Origin of the sequence: Segatella copri (assembly GCF_002224675.1) — a bacterium.
GTDB lineage: Bacteria > Bacteroidota > Bacteroidia > Bacteroidales > Bacteroidaceae > Prevotella > Prevotella copri_U.
Window position 1 is genome coordinate 24,567 of record NZ_NMPZ01000001.1, and the last position, 24,015, is coordinate 48,581.

Sequence of the window (24,015 nt, forward strand, 5' to 3'; positions counted from 1 at the left end):
GCTCTGCGGATTTGCAATCCGCAGCAAAGGAGTATGCTTTTACTTTTATTGGGGGATTACAAATCCCCCGTTGTTTATAGGTCGAACGCTCTCGCTTTTCTTCTTCACCACTTTCTTCTTCTTCACCACTTTCTTCTTTTTCTTGATTCCGAAGAGGTCGCGCCAGCCGTTGAAATCCTTTTTCATAATTAGACCGAGACCTTGCGTGTTGAGGCTGTTTCTGGTGAAATAGCGGTCGTTGGTCTGATTATACATACGCACGGCGAGATTGCCGTTCGGGAAGATGAGATAACGGAGATCGAAGTCGCCGATGAAACTCTGCGTGGCATTCGCGTTATCGCGATAGCCAAACTGACCATTGAACAGCAGGCGATTGTTGAGCAGCCTTCCGCTCAGGATTCCTTCGTACTCTGCATTGTTGAAGCCTTCATCGCCCGTAGAGATGTTGGCACCGAAATTCCAGTTGTTGCTCTTTACCACATTCGATAATACGGTGTTGAGCTGCTGCGAAATCGTTCCGCTCAGGAAACTCTGCATCGCCAGTGATGTCTGACTCTGCTGGTCGGCATCCTCGCTGCTCTGGTTGTTCTTGGTCTGCGCATAGAATCGTCCGATGGCGAGCAGATAGAGCACCTGCTGGTTCATCTCTTCCTGAGAATTGATGATTGAGTAGATCATCTGCTTGGCATCCGAGTTCACCGTTGGCAGGTCCATTGTGAAATCTACGCTCGGCGATTGAGGGGTGCCCGTGATGTTCATCAGGCAATCTACTCGGATGTTGTTGCTGCTGAACGAACGGCCGATGCTCAGGTCGCTCAGCGGAACACCGTTCACCGTATATTTCGCCTGCAGATTCAGTGGGGCATTGTATGGATTACCACCGAAGGCGATGGTTCCGCCCGGCATGAACTCGAAGTCTTTCTTGATTACATTCTGTATCGTGAGCTTATACACTCCGTGGTCCACCACATAGTTGCCGAACATGTCGAAGGATCCCTTGTTAAACCAGTTGGCTCTTAGTACGCCATTACCGTTCAGCGTGATGTAGTCGCCGCTCTGAGGGTCCATCATCAGCTTCAGCGTCAGGTTAGGAGTGGCATTCACCAGGAAGTTGATGCGCATGTCTGACGAGAAGTCGATGTCGTCGTCTGCATCTTTCTGCTGCTGCTTCAGACTGTCGGTCAGCTCCGGAGCGATGTCGTGCCAGTGGATGAAACTCTTGTCGCTGATGGCATCGGGGCTCGCCACGTTATATACGAAGATGCTGCCAGGTCCCGGTTCTGCATCGATGTCGATGATGGTTTCGCCGCTCTTGCCGTGGATGCCCACCTCGCCGGTGGCATAGACGGTACCGTAGAAGGTGTTGTCGCCAAACTCATGGGTGTCGTAGCCCAGGAAGTTGTGCGCCTTCAGGGTGAGGTCGTAGCTCAGTCGGGTGAGGTGCTGGTGATGGATACCGCCGCTTACGAGTGCCATGTTGTGGTTGCGGTCGAAGATGGTATCATTGTTCAGCAGGATGTCATCCGGAATGGCGTGGGCGTGCAGGTTCTTGAAACTGTACTCGGTGCCCAGCTGCTTCATGTGCATCTTGCCGGTGGCGTAGAGGTCGCCCACCAGGTTGATGTCGCTCAGGTCGCCCACCAGATTCACCTTTCCTTTCGCTCTTGCCTGGATGTTGTCCATGAAACTGCCGCAGAAGCTCTCCATGAATTTCATGTTCGTGCCCTGCGCCTCGATGCCCAGGTCTATGTAGTTTCGCTTCGGCGATACATATCCGTCTATGAGCGTCTGGTGCTCCTCGCCCTCGTCTGCCACGGCGTTGATGTCAATCTGGCTCAGTTCCTTGTTGAAGTTTACGTTGGCATGAAGTATTCCCATCGGACCGTGTTCGAACTCGAAGTCCTTGATGTCGAGCTTGGCGTAGGCGTCAGGGTCATTGAAGATGCTCTTCACGATCGCCTTGCCTGAAGCCTTGCCTGAGAAATCCACCGAGTGGAAGTTCACGAGGTTCAGGATATACTCCACATCCACATCCTTCAGCTGCGCCACGATGGAGTCTTCCTTGTTCGGGGTGGCGAGTCCGTTCACCGCCACATGCTGGTCGCCGTGGCTTACCTCGAAGTTTTCTATCTCCAGGTGGTTCTTGCTGTAAGTGATGTCAGCCGGGTGCACCTTCCAAGGCTTTTCTCCGATATGGATGAGCGATGGCTTGATATCTACGTGGGCGGTAGATACGTTGTCCGTATTCTTGTAGAACTGCGCCTCGGCATTCAGCGCCCCGTGGATAGGCAGGCTCTTGGAGTGGTTGTTGTAACCCAGTGATGCCATCAGGGTGTTGTCGGCTGCCGCTGCCTTCACGTGCAGGGTAGGGCTTGTGCTGCCCGCCGCTCCCGTCTTGATGCGCGCATCCACCTTCAGCGTATCGCCCTCGGTGTTCATCTGCAGGGCTCCGCCGCTGTACTCGCTGCCGTTGTAGCTGAAGGCAGGCAACTGTGCCGTGAGGTTTACCGAGCGGTCGAGGTCGGAGATGTTTCCGTCTATCACCACCGGCTGCTGAATGTCGAGCGGCACGCCCAGCATTCTCTGCAGTATTTCGGTAGAGGCTATTTCTGCCTCTATGCTGAAGTTGTTTCTTGCCTTGTCGCTGGTCTTGCCGATGCCAGGTAGGGTAGGCAGCTTGCTTGCCAGCATGTTGGTCATGGTCTGAACCAGGGTGCCGTAGTCGTACTGTCCCTTTACGTGGATGTTGGCGAATGGTGCTTCCAGGTCCAGATAGCTGTCTGCTCCCTGGTTCTTGGCGCTCACCCTGATGTCGTTCAGGGTGTAGGTGTTGTCTGCCATCTTCACGCCCAGTACGGTAGGTTGCAGATGCGCCAGGTTGAGCTGGGCTTCATACTGCTTCTTCGGGATGGAGTACTTGCCCGCCACCTGCAGGTTGATATTCGGGTCGGCGATGGACGCGAGTCCGTCGATGAGTCCCTTGTTGTAGCTGCCGTCCAGCCTGATGTTGCTGAATCGGTAGTTGTTGAAGTCGAACAGCGGAATCTCGCCCTTTGCCACAAGATGTTCCTTGGTGCCCTGTGCGGTGATGTGTGCGGCGATGATGCCCAGCTTGGCATTGTCGAGAATCTTGCCCAGGTTGATGCCCTTGGTATCCACCTTGGCGTAGAGCTGCTTGCCGTTCTGGTGGGCGTCTATCTCCACGTTTCCTGCGTCGGTGCGCAGTACGCCCTTGGTTCCTATCTGGCTCTTGCCTTTTCCGCTGATTACACCTTTATAATATATGTTGCCCAGCCGGAGCACCTCTTTCGGAATCTTCACTTTGCTGCCCAGGTTGGCGGCTATCTGCTCCACGCCCTCGTCAGAAACCTTCAGGGTCTCTATGTTGGCGAGCCAGTGCAGCTTTCGGTTCCAGTCGCTCGCCTTGGCATTCGCCTTGAGCAGGATGCTTCCGCTCTGGGTCTTGAAGTGGAGCTGGTGGATGCGTGCCGATGTACTGGTACCCGAGAAGTGGGTGTCGATGTAGAGGGCATCGTTCCATTTTCTGAGGATAGGAGCGAAGCAAGCCACATCCGACAGGGTGATGAGCGATGGCTTGATGCCGCCCTCAAACTGCAGCGTTTCGCTGATGATCTTTCCCTTCTCGTTTGTGCGGTAGGTGGCGATGAGGTCTTCCAGCAGCAGGTGGCTCTTCGGCAGTTCCAGCTCGAAGTCGCTCAGGCGCGCCTGATGCTTGTCTGCATTCACCTTGAATCGCAGATTCTTTACTTGAAGTCCTGATTTATCGGTGAAGGCTATCTTCTTGATGGATAGATGAATATCATTATCTGTGAGATGATGCAAGGCGATGTGTGCCGAGAGATTGCTGATGCCGATGTGCTGAGATGAGAATACCCCCGCAGCCGATGCGATGTCGCGCTGGTTGTAGGCGATGGATCCGTGGCGGATGATGACGCTTCCGATGCGCAGGTCGAGTGGCTTGTGCTGGGTGGTATCCTTCGAGGCGAGCGAATCGAGCATGAACTGGATGTTCATGTCGCTCTTGGCATTCTGCCTGTAGATGTTGGCTCTCAGCCCGAAGAGCTGTGCCGATGAAACCGAGATTTTTCCGTCTTTCAGCGGCAGCAGGTCAACCTTTGCCGAGAGTCGTGAAGCATAGATCATGCTGTCGCCTTTCTGGTCGAGCATTCTCACATCATCGATGATGATTCGGTTGAAGAAACCCAGGTTGATTTTTCCCACGCTCACTTCTGTTCCGAATTTCTGGGCGAGGGCGGTGGCTATGGTAGAGCCGAGGAAGGTCTGTACTGGTGGCAGGTGCAACAGTACGATGAGTATCACATAAAGGGCGAAGATAGTCCAGATGATACAGCTGATGATATGTTTAAATCGTTTCAGAGTCTTATGATTTTTTATCGTTAATTTGCAATCTGTGTTTGTCAAAACACGCTTGCAATCTGAATCTGTATTGAAATTTAGGCACAAATTTACTGCTTTTTTGTTACATTATCAAATAATTTAGTGATTTTTCTTCCTCGTCTTACTTTTTTTGCTATTTTTGCAGCATAATTTGAATGTTTTCACAAAATAAAACCAGAAAATCAGTTTTAAATATAATATTTTTAATGTAGTTATGGCAAATGTAATTAAGTTACGTAAAGGCTTGGACATTAACCTTACGGGTAAGGCTTCCAAGGATGTAGCCATCCCTGTGGTACAGGCTAGCGAGTATGCACTCGTACCTGCAGCCTTCGTGGGTGTTACTCCTAAGGTAGTAGTACGCGAGGGCGACCATGTCAATGCCGGAGATGCCTTGTTTGTGAACAAGGCTTGCCCAGAGGTGAAGTTTGCCTCACCAGTGAGCGGTCAGGTTACCGCCATTGAGCGAGGGGAGCGTCGCAAGGTGCTTTGCATCAAGGTGAAGGCAGACGCTGAGCAGACCTCTACGGATTTTGGTAAGAAAAACGTTGAGTCGTTGGATGGTGCAGCCGTGAAGCAGGCGTTGCTCGAGGCTGGATTGTTCGGTTACATCAACCAGTTGCCTTATGCTGTATCCACCACACCGGATACCACTCCTAAGGCAATCTTCGTTTCTGCCCTCCGCGACATGCCGCTCGCTGCCGATTTCGAGGTAGAACTCGCTGGCAATGAGGAAGCTTTCCAGGCAGGTTTGACAGCCTTGAGCAAGATTGCGAAAACTTATCTTGGCGTTGGAGTTGAGCAGCACAGCAATGCGCTCGGCGAGGCTAAGAACGTGGAACTCAATGTGTTTGATGGTCCTTGTCCTGCTGGTAATGTAGGTGTACAGGTGAACAACATCGACCCTGTAAACAAGGGCGAAGTGGTTTGGACTGTAGATCCTGCATCGGTAATCTTCTTCGGTCGCCTCTTCCTTACAGGTAAGGTTGATCTCCACAAGAAGGTGGCTGTAGCTGGTAGCGAGATGAAGCAGACCGGTTACGCTAACGTGTTGGTAGGTACTCCATTGACAGCTTTCGTTGAAGCACAGCTGAAGGCTACCGCACACGTGCGCCTGATCAATGGCAACCCATTGACCGGTACCAAGACCACCATGGCAGATTACGTAGGTGGACACACCTCAGAAATCACTGCCATCCCAGAGGGTGACGACTGCGACGAGATGCTGGGCTGGATTCTTCCACGCACCAACCAGTTCTCTACCTCGCGTTCCTATCTCTCCTGGCTCTTTGGTAAGAAGAAGGAGTACAATCTCGATGCCCGCATCAAGGGTGGCGAGCGCCACATGATTATGAGCGGCGAGTACGACCAGGTTCTCCCTATGGACATCTTCGGTGAGTATCTCATCAAGGCAATCATTGCAGGCGATATCGACAAGCAGGAGCAGCTCGGTATCTATGAGGTTAGTCCTGAGGACTTTGCGGTAGCTGAGTTCGTGGATAGCTCTAAGCTCGAACTGCAGAAGATTGTACGTGAGGGCTTGAACACCCTGCGCAAGGAGAATGCTTAGTTTTTAGTACTGTTAATTATTAAAATAATGAGTGCATTAAGAAATTATCTCAATAAGATAAAGCCTAACTTCCAAGAGGGAGGTAAGCTGCATGCCTTCGAGAGCGTGTTTGACGGTTTTGAGAGCTTCCTGTACGTGCCAAATACGACAGCGAAGAGCGGAGCCAGCATCCACGATTCAATCGACTCGAAGCGCATCATGAGCTTTGTGGTAATCGCCCTGATTCCTGCATTGCTCTTCGGTATGTATAATGTGGGATACCAGAATTTCAAGGCTGCAGGTACACTGGATGCTGCCAGCTTCATCGAGGTCTTCGGCTTCGGATTCCTGGCTGTCCTCCCTAAGTTGCTGGTTAGCTACATCGTGGGTCTCGGCATCGAGTTTGCCTGGGCTCAGTGGAAGCACGAGGAAATCCAGGAGGGTTACCTCGTCAGCGGTATCATCATCCCATTGATCATTCCTATCTCTACACCGCTGTGGATGCTCGCCCTGGCGTGCGCCTTCGCAGTCATCTTCTGCAAGGAGATTTTCGGTGGCACGGGTATGAACATCTTCAATGTGGCTGTAGGTGCCCGTATGTTCCTCTTCTTCTCATATCCATTGGCTATGAGTGGTGATAAGGTCTGGGTGGCTAAGGATGCTATCTTCGGTCTGGGTAACACCCTGCCTGATGGCTTCACAGCTGCTACTCCTCTCGGTCAGCTGGCTCAGGGCAGCATGCCTTCAGCAAGTCTCTGCGACTCTATCATCGGTTTCATTCCTGGCTGTATCGGTGAGACTTCAGTCATCGCCATCGCCATCGGTGCCATCATCCTTCTCTGGACAGGCATCGCATCTTGGAAGACCATGGGCTCTGTATTTGCTGGCGGCATCGTGATGGCGCTTATCTTCCAGGCTCTCGGTATGACACCTATCGCTTGGTATGAGCACATCGTACTGGGTGGTTTCTGCTTCGGTGCCGTGTTCATGGCTACCGACCCTGTAACTTCAGCCCGTACAGAGAAAGGTAAGTACTTCTACGGATTCTTCATCGGTGCCATCGCCGTTATCGTACGTGTGATGAACCCAGGTTATCCAGAGGGTATGATGCTCGCTATCTTCTTCGGCAACATGTTTGCTCCACTCATCGACTACTGTGTAGTTCAGAGCAACATCTCTCGCCGTGCTAAACGTGCTATTAAATAATGTAGGAGGAATGTAGATATGAAGACAAATTCAAATAGCTATACTATTATCTATTCGGTTATCATCGTGGTAATCGTGGCATTCCTGCTCGCGTTCGTGTCTTCTTCGCTGAAGGCAACACAGGATGCCAACGTGGCTCTTGATACTCAGAAGCAGATTCTGAACTCCCTGAACCTGCGCGACCTTGACAACGCTACTGCGGCTGCCAAATATAAAGAGGTGGTGAAGGACGAGAAGGAGAAGGATGGCATGAAGTATTACGAGTGCGAGATTGATGGTCAGAAGAAGACTGTTTACTCTGTAAAGGGTATGGGTCTCTGGGGCGGCATTTCAGGCTTCATCGCCGTTGATGCCGACAACAACACCATCTATGGCGTATATTTCAACCACGAAGGCGAGACAGCCGGACTGGGTGCTGAAATCAAGGACAACCTGAAGTGGCAGCAGAAATTCCAGGGCAAGAAGATTCACAAGGATGGAGTAGAGGGCATCGCTCTGGGCGTTGAGAAAGACGCTCCTGCCGGCGACCCTAACAATGTGGATGCCGTTACCGGTGCTACATTGACATCCGACGGTGTGGATGCCATGCTCAAGGAAGGTCTTGCTAAATTCATTAAATAATTAAGCGAAATTATGGCATTATTTAGTAAACAAAATAAGGAGGCATTCATCAAGCCACTGAACGGTGACAACCCTGTCCTCGTCCAGGTGCTTGGTATCTGTAGTGCCCTGGCTGTTACTTCTCAGTTGAAGCCAGCCATTGTGATGGGACTTGCCGTTACTATCATCACGGCATTCTCTAACGTGATTATTTCCATCATCCGCAACACCATCCCTCAGCGCATCCGTATCATCGTTCAGCTGGTGGTAGTTGCTGCCCTGGTTACCATCGTGAGCCAGGTGCTGAAGGCTTTCGCCTACGACGTGAGCGTGCAGCTCTCAGTGTATGTGGGTTTGATCATCACCAACTGTATCCTGATGGGTCGTCTGGAGGCGTTTGCCATGATGAACAAACCTTGGCCTTCATTCCTCGATGGTGTAGGTAATGGTTTGGGTTACGCCCTCATCCTCGTGATTGTGGGTGCTGTTCGTGAGTTCCTGGGCCGCGGCTCTTTGCTCGGTTTCCAGCTGATTCCAGAGGGAGCTTACGACTTTGGATATGTTAACAACGGTATGATGACCATGCCAGCCATGGCATTGATTCTCGTTGGATGTGTAATCTGGGTACATCGTGCCTATATTTATAAGGAGGAGAAGTAAGATGGAGCACGCAATAAGTTTGTTTTTCCGTTCGATTTTCGTCGATAACATGATCTTCGCCTACTTCCTGGGTATGTGTTCATACTTGGCAGTATCCAAGAACGTGAAGACCTCTTTGGGCTTGGGCTTGGCAGTAACCTTCGTGTTGCTCATCACCGTGCCTGTAGATTACCTGTTGCAGACCAAGGTGCTCAGCGCCGATGGCATTCTGGGTGTTGACCTCACTTACCTGAGCTTCATCCTCTTCATCGCCGTCATCGCCGGTATCGTGCAGCTGGTCGAGATGATTGTAGAGAAGTTCTCACCATCGCTCTATGCAGCCTTGGGTATCTTCCTGCCATTGATTGCCGTAAACTGTGCCATCATGGGTGCCTCTCTCTTCATGCAGCAGCGCATCCTGATGGATCCTACCAATACTCAGGCTATCACCTCAGTATGGGATAGCATTGTATATGCAGTAGGTTCCGGTCTGGGTTGGACACTCGCCATCGTCCTGATGGGAGCCATCCGCGAGAAGATGCAGTATTGCGACGTGCCAAAGCCATTGCAGGGACTCGGCATCACATTTATCACAGTAGGCCTCATGGCAATGGCTATGCTTTGCTTCTCAGGCTTGAAAATCTAAAATAGGAGGACTATAGATATGGGTAATACATCATTTATATTGGCTAGTATCGGAGTTTTCCTCGTGGTGATTCTCCTGCTGGTTATCATCCTGCTCGTGGCTAAGAAGTATCTGAGCCCTAGCGGAAATGTAAATATCGAAATCAATGGCGACAAGACCATCAACGTGCCTCAGGGCAGCAGCTTGATGACTACGCTGAATGAGAACGGCATCTTCCTGCCTTCTGCCTGCGGCGGTAAGGCAAGCTGTGGCCAGTGTAAGGTTCAGGTGCTCGAGGGCGGCGGCGAGATTCTCGATTCAGAGAAGCCTCACTTCACCCGCAAGCAGATTAAGGACCACTGGCGTCTGGGATGCCAGTGCAAGGTGAAGGGCGACCTGAAGATCAAGGTGCCTGAGAGCGTGATGGGCGTGAAAGAGTGGGAGTGCGAGGTTATCTCCAACAAGAACGTTTCATCATTTATCAAGGAGTTCAAGGTGGCTCTGCCTCCAGGCGAGCACATGGACTTCGTTCCGGGTTCTTACGCCCAGATCAAGATTCCTGCATACGACTGCATCGATTACGACAAGGACTTCGACAAGGATCTCATTGGCGAGGAGTACATCGGAGCATGGAAGAAGTTCAACATCTTCTCTCTCAAGGCTCACAATCCAGAGCCTACCGTTCGTGCTTACTCTATGGCGAACTATCCTGACGAGGGTGACATCATCACCCTGACCGTACGTATCGCCACAACTCCATTCTTGCCACGTCCACAGGTAGGCTTCCAGAACGTACCAACAGGTATTGCTTCTTCTTACATCTTCTCATTGAAGCCAGGCGACAAGGTAATGATGAGTGGTCCTTATGGCGACTTCCATCCTAACTTCACATCGGGCAAGGAGATGATCTGGATTGGTGGTGGTGCCGGTATGGCTCCATTGCGTGCGCAGATTATGCACATGACCAAGACCTTGCACACCACCGACCGTGAACTGCACTTCTTCTACGGAGCGCGTGCATTGGGTGAGGCATTCTTCCTGGAAGACTTCTGGGAGCTTGAGAAGGAATTCCCTAACTTCCACTTCCATCTTTCACTCGACCGCAAGGACCCAGTGGCAGATGCTCAGGGCGTGAAGTACTACGAGGGATTTGCTGTTAACTGCATCCGTGACACCTACTTGAAGGATCACGAGGCACCAGAGGATTGCGAGTACTATCTCTGCGGACCTCCAATGCTGATCAAGACCGTTACAGATTATCTGGATTCTCTGGGAGTTGATCCTGAGAGCATCATGTACGATAACTTCGGATAAGTTTTTCAAGATGGGGAATTGTCCAGAAAATGTTCGGAGCTTTTTTGGGGTCAATTTCTCAATTGGCGAGCGGCACCTGCTTTTTGCGGGTGTCGCTCATTTCGTTTTAGTATGTTAGGGGGGTAATGAATGGTGGTGCCCTTCATTTTATGAACCCCGCCTGGCGTCCCCCGTGGATTGCCCCCGCCAGGCGTTCCGACGGATTTGCAATCCGTCGTTAAAAAAGGTTCGACCTATAAACACCTGGGGATTTGTAATCCCCCAATAAAAGGAAAGCATACTCCTTTGCTGCGGATTGCAAATCCGCAGAGCCTAAATAGGTTAGGACATTATTTAACGCCGGATTTCAAATCTGGCGGGACGCCTAGCGGGGTACGGGGGTGAGACGTTTCGACCCAAATAGCCCAAACAATTTCCCCTGTGCTAAAAATATTTGAAATTGTGTTTGGTAAATTCGGAATTTCTTCGTAACTTAGCAGCGCAAAACGTAAAGCATGTAGGAATATGGCAAAAATAGTAAATTTCTATCCTGTAGGAATACAGACATTCTCAAATATCAGAGAGGAGAATTATCTCTATGTAGATAAGACCCAATACATCGTGGATTTTCGAGAGAAAAAAATGAAGTACGTCTTTCTGAGTCGTCCAAGGCGATTCGGCAAGTCGCTTTTTGCCTCTACTCTCCAGGCTTATTTTGAGGGAAGAAAGGAACTTTTCGAGGGCTTGGCTATTGCTGATTATGAGAAGGAATGGGTAAAGCACCCAGTGCTTCATTTCGACTTGAGCGGTGCCAAGCACTTTGATGTTGATGCCTTGAACAGTTATCTGAATCTACAGCTTTTGCCTTACGAGAAACTTTATGGTAGAGGAGAAGGAGAAATTTATCCTAACGAGAGGCTGGATGGTATCGTAAAGCGGGCTTATGAGCAGACGGGCGAAAAGGTGGTTGTTATCATTGATGAATATGATGCCCCATTATTGGATGTGGTACATGAGAAGGAAAACCTGCAGCCGCTCCGCCGCATCATGCAGAACTTCTACAGTCCTCTGAAAAAGCTCGACCCATACCTGGAGTTTACCTTCATCACGGGTATCACCAAGTTCTCGCAGCTCAGCATCTTCAGCGAACTCAACAACCTCGATAACATCAGTATGTATAATCAGTATTCAGCTATCTGCGGCATCAGCAAGAAGGAACTTACCACGCAGATGAAACCGGATGTGGCAGCATTGGGAGAAGCTCTTGGCATGACGTATGAGGAATGTCTGGCAGAGCTGACCAGATTCTACGATGGTTATCATTTCAGTGAGAAATCAGAGGATGTCTTCAATCCGTTCAGCCTATTGAAAGCGCTGAATGCACGCAAGATAGCTCCTTATTGGTTTGGTTCGGGCACGCCAACATATCTTATCAAGACGCTGCAGAAGTATCACGTCAACGTGATGAATATTGAGAAAATATCATGTGATGTGGATGATTTCGATGTTTTTCCGGAACTGATGACTTCTGCACTTCCGATGCTCTATCAGGGTGGTTACCTCACTATTAAGAAGTATAACCCGATACTGCATCGCTATACTTTGGATTATCCTAATGAGGAGGTTAAGATTGGTATGCTCAAGAGTGATTGGAAGATTGAGGAAGAATAAATAAGATTATGAATGTCTTAGCAAACTCGTTTAACTCGTATCTCCAAAACGAAGTGGCTAAGGCTGAGTAAAAAAATACCGGGCAAGGAGATGATGCTCCTGCCCGGTTTGTTTTTTTGAAGATGATTGGATTATAAGTCGATGTTGCTTCCTGGTGCATCTTCCCACGCTCCAACTTCAGCATCGAAGTTGATTGGCTGCAAGATTGGCAGGCCTTGATCATTATAGCCACCACCGAAGATGAGGGTGTAGGTGTAGCGCTTGCCCTGCTCCCAAGTTGGACCGAATGGTACGTAGAGAGTATCATATTTACTCTCTGAACCGAATACATAAACATCTGCCTGCTTAATCTTGCAGGTGATTTCCAAATATGATTCAGTAGGGTCGGCTGCGTCAGCTTGCTCTTTTGTCTTTGGAGTTTTTACATCCCAAGCTGTCAATTTCTGTGGAGTATTCAGCATTGGAGTTTCAGAAGAAATATCTGTAACAGTGCTGTTTACTGTGATATCCTTGCCCGTAACAACGGTGAAAGCATTGTGTCTCTTTCCGTCTGTGCCCGGTAGAATAGGATTGAGCGTCCAAGTTCCAGACTCTGTGCTAGTTGCTGGTAAAGTAAAGTTTCCTGCATACTTAATATTGTGAATCTTTATCTCCTTGATGTTTACCTCCATGTTTTCTAATGCAGTCTTAGCCTTAAACACAACCTGTGACAAAATATGCTTGAATTGGAATGTTACCTTACCTCCATTTTCTGCAGTATACTTCTGATCGTTTGCGATACCATACATTACATCAATGTTTTTGGTTTTGTCATATATTGATGTATGGCCATATTCGTCAGTAGCACTATAATAAATCTTTTGACTAGAAGGAGTCATTTGCCATGAATAATTTCCATCCATTCCTTCGCTATAGGAGCCTTCTTCAAATGTGCCAGGGTTTACTGCATAAAAATCCAATAGAGTTGTTGCCTCTGGCCAATAGCGGAGGTCTGATGCTGTTGCATAATCCCACTTTCCGTCCTTGTACTTGATATTAATGCCATTCCAGGCAAGTTCTGTGTCGCTTGTACCCATGAATGCCTTTCCATCCTTTGTGAATGCATACACTTTGAAATCTGTCTTGTTCAAATTGGTAGATGTAATCGGGGTAGCTCTTGTCTCCGCCTTATTACCAACTACATGAAATCCGATAGCGTTGTTAGCTGTTGTTTCTACATTTGCAAGCTCGTTGTCTGATGAGCATGCTGAAAGCAATGCCATAGAGGCCAATGCTGTTCCAAAAATTACCTTTTTCATAATTTACAGTTCAATTTTTTTAATATTTATCTTTTACTATTTAAAGTCTTATCTTTTATTAAGTTAAATCCTTAACATATAATGTCTTCATTCACATCCGCCCAATCATCAACTCCTACATCGAAGCCGGCACCACCGCTGGAATTGTTTCCGCCTCCGCCTCCTCCATCATTCTTGTTATCCGGAACGACGAAGTTGAAATTGATGATGAGATGCACATCACCGAGATGCCCCCTTACGGGGATTGAGTGAACCTGTGCTGAAACATCTTGCTCCAAGACATACACCTTGCCATCCCTGCTCTTCAGATAAAGCTTGAATACCTGAGGCGATTCGAGGCTCTGACAGTAGCCGAAGGTGTAGAAACCGCCCTTGATCTGATTATTGGCAGTCTCGCCTCCGAAAAGAAGATTCTCCGAAACTCCATCGGGCAATTTGTCTTCCGCCATCAGCAGCGATCCTGACATCCCCGAAAGACTCGCACGGATATCCGCCACTCTTTCCAGATTCTGGATGCCATTCACCTCGTAGGTGTAACGGCTCACCATCCTCACCGGATACAGGGTGATCACCTTCTCCGTGCCTTCTGGAATATTCTCCAGCGATACCCAGTCGATGTGGTCGCCACAGAGCCAGGAGGGAGTGGTGCAGGCTTTGGTGCTGTCGGGCGCCTGTACGCTGCGGGTCCTGGCAAGATACTCCACGAAGCTGTTGGGATTCTCCCAATAGATGCCGCTCGTATCGTAGTTGTAGCAGATGATGCGATACTCGTTTTCGGGCAGTTCTATCTGCCTTCCTTCTCCGTTCGGAAAATCGAAGATCCACGGATCGCCTGTGCCATCTTTCGGAAAGAAGATCACTCGCATGCCTTCCGGCTTCTGAAAATCCTCATATCGCTCCCAGTTGAATTCCACCCTCAAAGAGCGGAACGAGGAGGTGACGTAGCGGAATTCCTTGTGCTCGCACGATGAGAGTATCAGAAGAAAGAGCATCAGGCTGAGGGCTTGGATGATTCCAGAATCTCTGAAGATTCTAAATCCTCTGAAGATCCTAATCCTGCTCATTTCCGCCTCCTTTCTCTCTGTTCTTCCTGCCTGAGAACTTGCGGTTGGTATTGCCGTTTCCTATCAGCCATACCAGCGAAATCTCTGCCTTGGTGGGACCTATCCAGCGGCGCTCCTTGGTGGATTGCCATAAGTAGTAGTCAGCCTCGGGCTTATACTCGTGATAGATGCCGCCCCAATAGCCGGCGCCGATGGTGAAGTCGATGTTCAGCCTTCGGGCGATGGGCAGCGAATAGCCGTATTCGGCTCCCACGATGTAGTTCATCTTGTCCCAGAGCGTGCCTCCGGGCTTTCCGCCCATGTAGCCGCGGCCTCCGGTTTCGAAGTCGTATGTGAATATCTGACCGTAGATGCCGATGTGGTGTCCGGTGAGCGGTTTCTCCCCGGCAGCCTTTCCCCACCATTTTCTGATGGCGATGTCACCGCCGTAGGCTCGCCAGTACCAGTGCCGGCGGTCGGTCTTCCACCATCCGTACATCCAGTTGGCAGCCACCGACCATCTTTTTCCCAGATACATCTCCACTCCGATGTTCGGAATCAGGAGCGCATCGTAGAGCATGTTGGTCCGGATGTCCATATAGAAGGGTTTCCGGATTCGCTGCGATGCGATGGACTGGGTGTCGGGGGCGACGATGATGGTATCTGCCGGTGGGATGAACGCTGCAGCAGTGGTATCCGATTTCTGAATCTCCGAATTCAGATTTTCCGGTTTCGGAATCTCCGAGCGATGCACCTTCTCGTACCAGAGATGCAGCTTGGATGATCGGAGCAGAGGGAAGTATTTCCTGTACATATATAAATAAGGTGTACCCCCTCGCAGCTTTTGTATCTTCTGCAGATGACTCTCCTCCGCCTGGGCACCGCTTTTCTGCTCGCTGGCTATCTGGCGCAGCATGGAAAGGGTTTCCTTCCGGTAGGGGAGTTGTGGATCATTTTCCACCAGCCTGATCAGGCCATTCCAATCTCTTCCTAAGTAATGGGTAGTTCTTAGCGAATCGGGCAATTCACCATAGCGGGAGAGATAATCGAACAATACCTTTGCTCTTTTCTCAGACAGCCAACGGTTGAATTTCACGCTTCCCTCGGGTGAGGCACCGCCCACTACGAGGATCTTTCGCAACTGATAGGCAGAGTCTGCGTAAGTGATACGCATCGTGTCTGCTATTCTGTTCAGTGCCGATTGGTTTTCTCGCAGGGTAGGGACGAGATCTATCTTTCCCTGCTTGAAATAAATTCTTACAGAATCCTGCATATTCTGATGGTTTTGAGCCGCAAGGCTTGCCCCATAGAACATGAAAGCCATGATCAGTATATTATTTCTTGTTAATCCGCACATTATTATCAATAGAGTTTTAAACTCTGTTCTTATATATCTTTTTACTTGTTTACCTATACTTTTGTATTCGGCTGCAAATTTAGTGAAAAATAATGAATTTCGGGGGGGGTATTCGTTAACAAAACTTAATTATGATACATTTTTAATAGTTTCATCTATATAAAAATATGTATGGCAGAAAATTGATATGTAGAGTTTGCAATTGAAATGTTTCTAATAATGCTATTTTGTGCGGGTTATGCTATTTACAACTCGTGATTGTTTATTGTTTCCGAACAAATTCTTGCCTTCGAGCAGCATCTCTCTCATGCAGTCCACTGCCATGTAGAGGATGGCGCTGATGTCGGCTCTGGAATATACGCTGCCGTGAGAAGTGATGTGCTTGGCAAACTTCTCGATGGTCATCACATCGGTGTACTGCGAGATGGCGAACGCATTCTGCTTTTGGGTCTTCATTGATGACCGGCGCCTGCCATCATTTAAGCCCCGCCCCGGTCTTCTATTATGACCGCCTTTTGGCACGATAGGCTGTTCCTTCGATTGCTGGTGCAAAGATACGATGAATTTCTGTATCTACCAAATTTTTGCCTGTGATAAGGAGCGATTTTCAGCAAAACACTTTCGATTTGAAACTTCGTTAAAAAACAAGCTCTATGTTTTATGGGGCGCATCTCTATGTTTTTGCGGTGTCGAAAACTATATTTTGCGTTATAAATCAGCATATTACAGAGTAATATCCGATTAAGTGGGAACGTGTTCAGTATTCAGTATTCAGTTTTTTCGCCCTTGTTACCATCCTCTGTATAGATAGTATATTATATATATAATAATATATATATATAATATAAAATATCTACTTACAATTTATAACCATAGAAAGGGTAACTATCGCGAAAAAACTGAATACTGAATACTGAACACTCTGTGAATTTGCTGACCAGCGATTTTTCAAGAACCGTTATCCGCCAGGTATCCAGCCGGATAACGGTTCGTTCTATAGCAATATCCTTATCTCCTCGCAAGCCACCATTTCCGCTCCGCGGTAGATAACCACCAGCTTGTGGAGCTTTGTGGTCTTTACCGCCTCTCTGACCATCTCACTGTCCGCATAGCGGGAGATTTGAGCTGATGCCTCCTCGAAGAGCTTTTTCACTTGCTCATCTGTGGTTTGGCTCTTGCAATATTTCAGCTCAATGATGTATGAATCCACCATGTCCTTGTAGATGTCACAGAGCGGAGAGAGGAAGATGTCGGCATAGCCGCCGTCATTGTCCAGCTCAGAGATAGGGCGATAGAACTTGTTCTGGCTCGTCATCGCCAAGGTGAAGCCATGCACGTAAGCCTCTCCCTTCTGCTTGTCTCGCTGTGAGGAGTACTTCTTCAGGCAGTCGGCGATGAAGTTGAAGTATGGCTTGAATTGTCCATCGTATGCCAATTTACTCTCCAGTTTACCCTTGCTGTAGGAATCATAAGCCAAGTCATTCTCCTTGTAGGTGTCGAGCAGGTAGGTGTACATCTGGTCACGTACCACCTCATTCGGGATGATGAACTTGGTCTCACCCTTGTATGTTCCGTCTATCGTCACCATGCCGAAATAGAACAGCAGGCTGAGGAAGTTGTCTGGGTCGTTGATTCGCTCGGCAGGGAAGTTCTCGTTGAGTGTGCCTATCACGAATCCCTGAGTCACCAACTGCTGGATGATGCTGGCATCGTGGGTGAACTCCTTGTCGTGGCGGATGAGCATGCGCATCTTGTCATAGTCGATGCGGATGTTTGTCTCCACCATCTTCTTAGGGATTTGGTATTCGCTTCGGATGTAATTATCTACGAAGTTGAGCACCATTACCGAGTTGTACATAGTGGTCTCACCATATCTCTCCTCGGCAAAGCAATAGTTGTCGTACCAAGGCTTCATTACCTTGATCAGCTCATCGGTGGTGTGATTGAACGGCAGGACGCTGCCGTAATAATCCAGCATCTTTCTCACTTCTTCCTCGGTAAATCCCGTCATCTCATTGAAGTCAGGTGAGAGCGAGTAGTTGGTTCCGATGTTGAATCCGCTGGTCAGGTCATCCATGGTCACAGGGCTTACTCCCGTGACGAACACTCTGCCCAGAGTATTGCCAGCCGCACCCTTGATGGTATTGAAGAACTGTCGCAAGTATCCCTCTCCGTGGGTCTGGTTGCGATACCTCATAAGATGCTCCTCATGGGCGAGAATCATATTGGTGAAGTTGTCGTACTCATCGATGAAGAGATAGATCTTCTTGCCCACCTCCTGGCACTTCTGGCACAAGAATCTCAGTTGAGACACTGCATCTGTTAACTTTTCCATTCCTTCCTTGGTATTGGCAGGAAGAATATGTGCATAGATGTCGCAGAAGAAATTGAATACAAGGCAACAATGGTTGTCCAGTCCATCCTTATAATCATCCAATCCTGCTGCCACCTCGGCAAAATTGAGGTGGATGATGAGATAAGTATTATGCTCCGGAGTAGGATTCTGCCCGATGTATAGCTTGCCAAAGATTTCCTCAAACTTGTCTTTCTTGTTGATGTCATAGTAATTCTCAAGCATGGAGAGGGTAAGTGTCTTGCCGAAACGGCGAGGGCGAATGAAGAAGAAATACTTGTTGGATTCTTCTATTTGCTCGATGAAAGGAGTCTTGTCCACATAGTAACAATCCTCTTTGATGACATCCTCAAAATTCTGCATACCGTATGGTATGCGCTTGCGATAAATGCGCTTTGGTCTTACTATCATAACTCAGTTTGATTATTCGTTATTGAATCTGATGGCAAAGATAATACTTTATCTCCTAATCTCCAAAACTTTTCCAGAAAAACTTCTATCGAGTATGCTTTTACTTTTATTGGGGGATTACAAATCCCCAACCGAAAACGAAGGAACCCGATTCTGAATCTCTATGATTCGGAACCGGGCTCCAGGACTTAGTATCGAAAAAAAATAAAAATAGTCTTACTTGAAGTATCTCTTGTAAAGACCTGCGAAACCTGCACAGTGGCGAGCCTCGTCCTTAGCCATCTCATGAACAGTATCGTGGATAGCATCAGAACCCTGCTCCTTGGCAAGCTTGGCAATGCGGAACTTGTCCTCGCAAGCACCCTTCTCAGCTGCGATGCGAGCCTCGAGATTGCTCTTGGTATCACCCAAAACCTCACCCAGCAACTCTGCAAAGCGAGATGCATGGTCAGCCTCCTCGAAAGCATAACGCTTGTAAGCCTCTGCAATCTCTGGATAACCCTCGCGGTCTGCCTGGCGAGCCATTGCAAGATACATACCTACCTCGCCACACTCACCTGCAAAGTGATCCTTCAATCCCTTGATGACCTCCTCATTGACGCCATCCTTATATGCCTGACCGAGAACGTGTACAGTAGCGAATGTCAAATCATCATCCACTGTATCTTCCATCTCCTTGAACTTGCTGGCTGGAGCCTTGCAAATAGGGCACTTCTCTGGTGCCTCTGTACCCTCGTAGATGTAACCACAAACGGTGCAAATAAATTTCTTCTTCATAATGTTAATGTATTAAAATGTTCTTGTATTGTATTATATTATCTTATTACTATTAATTCTCTTGTCTTACGAATCATTTCGGCTTTCTGTTCCTGTTAATTCGTCTTCTTCTCCATCTTCTTGGCGCAAGCTGAACAGATGCCCTTGTAGTAGAGCTGTTCCTCCTGCACGATGTTGCCATCTATCACCTTGGTCTCTGTTACCCGTGGTGCTGGCTCATCGAAGAGGTCGATGATCTTGCCGCACTCCTTGCAGTAGAAGTGAACGTGTGGCTCGATGTTGCCATCATAGCATACGCGATGCTCGTCGATGGTAATCATCTGGGCTGCATTTACCTCACTCAGCATGCGGAGCGTGTTATACACTGTGGTACGGCTTAGGGTCGGTACCTTGTTCTCCAAAGCTTTGTAAACATCTTCGATGTTTGGGTGGGTAGGATGCTTGATCAGGTAGTCCAGGATTGCCAGTCTCTGTACTGATGGTCTGATGCCTTTCTCTACCAATCTGTTGTAAGCTTCTGTTTTTTTCATATTCCTATCTCTTGATTGATTTTTACGTTTGCAAAGGTAATGAATTTATTTCTATCTACCAAATAATTCTGTAAAATATCCAAAATAATAGGTATTATTTTTAGATAATTTACAGAATTAAATGTTTATTCACAAAAAAGAGGCTATTTTCCGGTCTTTACGCCCAGGAATTTATCTACCATCATCAGCTGTTTGAGCTGGAAGGCTGGCTTGCATGCCTTCTTTGCCTTGAGCTTGATGGTGAAGAGATCGCGGGTGCCCTCTACGGCTGGCTGCTCACCGATGTTGACGAAGGTAGGGTAGAGCACCTTGCTGCCATCTGAGTGCAGACGGTCCTTGGTGAGGTTCTCCATCTTGCCCATATCCTTCACATCCACTCCGATGAACTCGTATTCGGTGGCGCTGTATGGCAGGGCGAAGCTCAGGGCATTGAGCGATACGAGACCCTTGCCCTTTACGGTGAGGGTGATGGTTTCGCCTGCCTTGTACATCTTCTTGTCGGCTGCGAGACTGATGCTGCCCTCTACGGCTGGCACCTTCTTGCTGCTTACTCCGCTCTTGAGCTGGGTAGCCACCACGGAGATATCGTAGGCGTCGATGAGACCGTTGCCGTTGATATCGCCCTTGCTTACGTAGCCCTCAAAGTCCTTGTCGCCCCTGCGCAATCCGCAGTAGTTGAGGTAAGAGGTGAAGTCGTTCTCGTCGATGCGTCCGTCGTGGTTGATGTCGCCAGCCTTCTCCATCTTGCTGCCCGGAACCTTGAATACGTACATCTCGGCACCCGAACCCATTCCGCCTCGGGCTTCCTCTACGGTCATCCTGATGTACTGAGCCTCTGGGTTGCCCTGGAACTGGTATTCCTTCACGGCATTCTCGTTCTTCCAGTCGAAGCTTCCGGTCTCGGTCCAGTTGATGCCGTCGTTGCTGATGGCGAACTTGCCCTTCTGGATCTGTCCGTTGGTCTCGCGCTCAGAAGCCGGGAGATAGTGAATCTTCTCGAGCTTGGCGATGCCGTTGAGGTTGAGGGTTACATCGAATGGCAGCACACCTTCCTTCTTGTAGTAGTCGGTATGCCAGAAGTTCTTCTCGTTGAAGTCGAACATCTTCGAAACCTCCAGGCCTTCCCAGTCCTTCGTAGAGTTGGTGGCTGTGATGTTGCGGATGGCTTCATCGAGAGGGTCCTTGATGGTGTGCGCCTGAACGGTGGCCCATTCAGAAACGCCGTCCTTGTTCACGGCTCTCACCTGCACCTCGTAATCGGTTTCCGGCTTCAGGTTCTCGATGGTGAACTCGGTGCTGCGGATGGTAGAATGAATCACGCCATCCACCTTTACCTCATAGTAGTCGGCGTTGGCCTGCTTATTCCAGGTAGCCACCAGCTCGAAAGCCTTGTTAGGGCTCTGGCTGTCCTTCATCGTTACCTGAGGAGCCGCAAGGGCACCGTTGGAGTGGAGCAGCACATCGGCGTCATCCATCTGATAGCCATCCATGCGGAGCTCTACGTCGTTGGCAGTGATGTCGGTCTTCGCCAGTCGTACATAAACCATCGGATTCTTGCGGATATCCATCTTCTCGAAGTCGCTGCCCGGTGTGGCGAAGCGGTTGAGCTGAGGAGCCTCGTCGAAGAACCATGCATTTCCGGTGTTGCGGAGTTCATCGAGCGAATTCACCTGGGTCAGCTTCACGCTCTTTCCGCCAATCTTCGCCGCCAGCTTCTTAGGCATCTGGCTCAGATTGATGCGCAGCTCTGTAGCCTGGTTCTTCTCCTGGCCCTGGAAGTGGCCCGTGGTCTTGTAGATATGTACATTGAGACGGTCCTTCTGCAGGGAAGAGGTGATGTGGGTGGTGGCGTGCTCGCCCAGGCGGTAAAGCTCGGTCTTGCCGTCATCATCATAGAGGGCGTAATGGGTTTCGCCGTATGGATAGAGTTCGAAGATGCGCTGGGTGTTGTCTATCTGCGATACGTTGTTGTTAGGATTTACCATCGGGATGATGGCGCCTCGCTTCACGAAGACAGGCAGTTTCCAGTAGGGAGCCTCAAACTCGTTGATGATTCTTCCACCTTTATATATATGTCCGCTGAAGTAATCCACCCATTCGCCCTGAGGCAGGTAGATGCCGTTGCGGATATCGTTGCCCTCCTTATCCATCTTGGTTTCCTTGTAGATAGGAGCCACGAGGAACGACGGACCGCACATGAACAGATACTGTGTTGCCTTGCCCAGGGTATAAGGGTTGGCATCGTCGAGGAACATCGCTCTTACCAGCGGCTTGCCGGTTACAGCCTCGTGGGCTGCTGTGTAGATGTATGGCATCAGCTCTGACTTGAGCTTCAGATACCAGCGGTTGACGGAAGTTACCGGTTCGCCCAGGATATGAGGATACTTGGCATTGCTGCCCCAGCCATCCATGTTCAGACCCATCGCGGTGAAGGCCTTCCATTCGAATTCTCGCATGTTGACGATTGGATTCTTTCCGCCGAAGATACCATCGTTGTCGCATGTGATGTTGGAGATACCCGAAAGTCCGGCTCCGATGAAGGTAGGGATGTGGAAGCGGATGTACTCCCAGTCGCCGCCCGTCTGGTCGCCCGACCAGACGGATGCGTATCGCTGTGTACCAGCCCATCCATCGAGCGAGATGATGAACGGGCGGGCATTCTCGCCATAGTAAGGCATGATCTGAGCCACATCAGCCACACCGTTCAATCCGAAGGAATAGCCGTCGCCTACCCAGGCCACATCGGTCTTGAGCACTCTTACGCCGGCTGTTCCCACCTCCTTCACGATGTCGCGCTGCAGGAGCGCTTCGATGCTGTCTTTCGGATGCAGGTCTGACTGGGTCCAGAGTCCGATCTCCACACCGTGCTTGCGGGCGTAATCTCCGAATTTCTTCAGGTTCTGGATGTTGCCGTCCAGGGTAGTCTCCTGACCGTATCCGGCTCCGTATCCATCGTTTGGCAGGAACCATCCCAGCGGCATATCGTGCTTCACATATCGGTCGATTGCCGCACGTGCTGAGAACTGGTAGTTGTTCTTCTCGCCATTCAGTGATTCCTTGATGCCGGTCTTGTCGCTGGCACTCTCCTTATACGTCTTTCCATCCTCGAACATCATGGTTCGGCCCTTGTCAGATTCCTTCCAGTAGTCGCGGTTGTAGGCATTGAGATGGCCCTCGTAGAAGCCGAACTTAGGGAGGAGTACAGGGTTGCCGGTGAGCTGGTAATAGCCATCGAGCAGATCGGTAGGCTTTTTGCCCACCATGAAGAAAACGTCTAAGTTCCTGGATTCGTGAGAGAGTTCTACCTTTCCGTTTTGGGTAGAACCGAAGTCGTAGAGACCTGGCTTGAAGGTGTACCACATGAAGCCGTAGCCAGCGGTTGACCAATAGAATGGGGCAGGGGAAGCCACTCCGCCATCTACCCAGTTGTTGGTGTTGACGATTTCGATTTTCTCACCCTTGTGAGAGAATCTTCCGTTCTGTACGCCGCCACCGAAGAAATACTCATCCGGCTGTTCGCGCAGGCTGAGGGTTACTTTTTCGGGTGTAAACTGTGCCGGAGCGCTCTGCTCTGCCACGGTCTTTCCGTTTTCGAGGTTGATGATTCTGAAGAGCTGGGTAGCCTTGTCGAAGACGACTTGTGCCTTGGTGGTAGAAAGGATGATGGAGTTGTCGTTCTCCTCTACCTTCACCTGCTTATGATTCAGGGCAGTGCGTGGATTATCCACCAGGATGCTCGCCTCAGGCTTTGCCTCGGGTGCTCTCATCACGCCATCGTTGTGATCTTCGAAGATACGGAAAACACTTTCGCCATAGAAATCTACGGCGACACGTTGCTGGTTGGCGAAGACAATCTCCACCAGCGTAGGATTGATTCTGAGAATCTGAACATCTCCAGCCTTCACGGTCTGGGCTGCCTTCTGGGCATCGGGAGCGGACGGAAGCAGGGGAGATGATGCTGTGTTGGTTGTGTTGGCAACCATAGGCAAGGTTACTGCCATTGCCATCAGGTTGCCAACAGATAATTTCTTATAAATATTACTCATTGTCTTATTTATAGATTATTTTGAGAGTTTTTCGATAGTTACCGCCACACGCCCTGAAAGGGCAGAAGCTCCTAGCCCAGGGCATCGCCCTGGGGTAATGATGGATGCAAGTCTGTCGCCCTGTAAGGGCAAAAGCCTTCAAATACCAGGCAATATACAAAGCTTTTGCCCTTACAGGGCGCCTTGCTGATTGCTTGT

15 protein-coding genes and 1 pseudogene are annotated in these 24,015 nt (G+C 49.4%); 7 read left to right on the forward strand and 9 right to left on the reverse strand.

What is annotated here, in order from left to right:
• Window positions 1-45: 45 nt before the first annotated feature.
• Window positions 46-4,443, reverse strand: coding sequence for a translocation/assembly module TamB domain-containing protein (locus tag CFT61_RS00100; protein WP_367379326.1), 4,398 nt, complete (start codon window positions 4,441-4,443; stop codon window positions 46-48).
• 190 nt (window positions 4,444-4,633) lie between these two features.
• Here CFT61_RS00100 and CFT61_RS00105 point away from each other — a divergent pair, with 190 nt between their 5' ends.
• From CFT61_RS00105 to CFT61_RS00135, 7 genes are all read left to right on the forward strand, one after another.
• Window positions 4,634-5,989 (forward strand): Na(+)-translocating NADH-quinone reductase subunit A, encoded by a 1,356-nt coding sequence (locus CFT61_RS00105; protein ID WP_089542476.1) that lies wholly within the window; start codon window positions 4,634-4,636, stop codon window positions 5,987-5,989.
• 27 nt (window positions 5,990-6,016) lie between these two features.
• A complete protein-coding gene (locus tag CFT61_RS00110; protein WP_089542477.1) occupies window positions 6,017-7,174 on the forward strand; it encodes an NADH:ubiquinone reductase (Na(+)-transporting) subunit B in 1,158 nt (385 codons plus the stop codon).
• Window positions 7,175-7,192: 18 nt separating this feature from the next.
• Window positions 7,193-7,795, forward strand: coding sequence for an FMN-binding protein (locus CFT61_RS00115; RefSeq protein WP_089542478.1), 603 nt, complete (start codon window positions 7,193-7,195; stop codon window positions 7,793-7,795).
• A gap of 12 nt (window positions 7,796-7,807) precedes the next feature.
• Window positions 7,808-8,434, forward strand: coding sequence for an NADH:ubiquinone reductase (Na(+)-transporting) subunit D (locus CFT61_RS00120; RefSeq protein ID WP_089542479.1), 627 nt, complete (start codon window positions 7,808-7,810; stop codon window positions 8,432-8,434).
• Between the two features lies 1 nt (window position 8,435).
• A complete protein-coding gene (gene nqrE, locus CFT61_RS00125; RefSeq protein ID WP_089542480.1) occupies window positions 8,436-9,059 on the forward strand; it encodes an NADH:ubiquinone reductase (Na(+)-transporting) subunit E in 624 nt (207 codons plus the stop codon).
• Window positions 9,060-9,077: 18 nt separating this feature from the next.
• Entirely contained in the window at window positions 9,078-10,352 is a 1,275-nt protein-coding gene (gene nqrF / locus CFT61_RS00130; protein ID WP_089542481.1) for an NADH:ubiquinone reductase (Na(+)-transporting) subunit F, read from the forward strand.
• Window positions 10,353-10,856: 504 nt separating this feature from the next.
• Entirely contained in the window at window positions 10,857-12,002 is a 1,146-nt protein-coding gene (locus CFT61_RS00135; RefSeq protein ID WP_089542482.1) for an ATP-binding protein, read from the forward strand.
• A gap of 131 nt (window positions 12,003-12,133) precedes the next feature.
• Here the strand turns inward: CFT61_RS00135 and CFT61_RS00140 are convergent, their stop codons facing one another.
• From CFT61_RS00140 to CFT61_RS00175, 8 genes and pseudogenes are all read right to left on the reverse strand, one after another.
• Window positions 12,134-13,300, reverse strand: a complete 1,167-nt coding sequence (locus tag CFT61_RS00140) for a fimbrillin family protein (RefSeq protein ID WP_089542483.1) — start codon at window positions 13,298-13,300, stop codon at window positions 12,134-12,136.
• 71 nt (window positions 13,301-13,371) lie between these two features.
• Complete coding sequence (locus tag CFT61_RS00145) at window positions 13,372-14,364, reverse strand: DUF5119 domain-containing protein (RefSeq protein WP_089542484.1); 993 nt, start codon at window positions 14,362-14,364, stop codon at window positions 13,372-13,374.
• Window positions 14,351-15,667, reverse strand: coding sequence for a DUF3575 domain-containing protein (locus CFT61_RS00150; RefSeq protein WP_254918797.1), 1,317 nt, complete (start codon window positions 15,665-15,667; stop codon window positions 14,351-14,353). Before CFT61_RS00150 ends, CFT61_RS00145 begins: the two co-directional genes overlap by 14 nt.
• 309 nt (window positions 15,668-15,976) lie before the next feature.
• Window positions 15,977-16,156, reverse strand: a pseudogene (locus CFT61_RS00155) (DNA-binding protein); the annotation flags it as partial.
• Between the two features lie 538 nt (window positions 16,157-16,694).
• Window positions 16,695-18,464, reverse strand: coding sequence for an ATP-binding protein (locus tag CFT61_RS00160; protein WP_176425454.1), 1,770 nt, complete (start codon window positions 18,462-18,464; stop codon window positions 16,695-16,697).
• Between the two features lie 216 nt (window positions 18,465-18,680).
• Window positions 18,681-19,241: an NADH peroxidase gene (locus CFT61_RS00165; protein WP_089542486.1), complete on the reverse strand. Its 561-nt coding sequence runs from the start codon at window positions 19,239-19,241 to the stop codon at window positions 18,681-18,683.
• A gap of 95 nt (window positions 19,242-19,336) precedes the next feature.
• Window positions 19,337-19,771: a Fur family transcriptional regulator gene (locus CFT61_RS00170; protein WP_089542487.1), complete on the reverse strand. Its 435-nt coding sequence runs from the start codon at window positions 19,769-19,771 to the stop codon at window positions 19,337-19,339.
• Window positions 19,772-19,914: 143 nt separating this feature from the next.
• Window positions 19,915-23,817 carry a TIM-barrel domain-containing protein gene (locus CFT61_RS00175; protein ID WP_254918798.1) on the reverse strand — a complete coding sequence of 1,301 codons (3,903 nt, stop codon included), beginning with the start codon at window positions 23,815-23,817 and terminating at the stop codon, window positions 19,915-19,917.
• Window positions 23,818-24,015 lie beyond the last annotated feature (198 nt).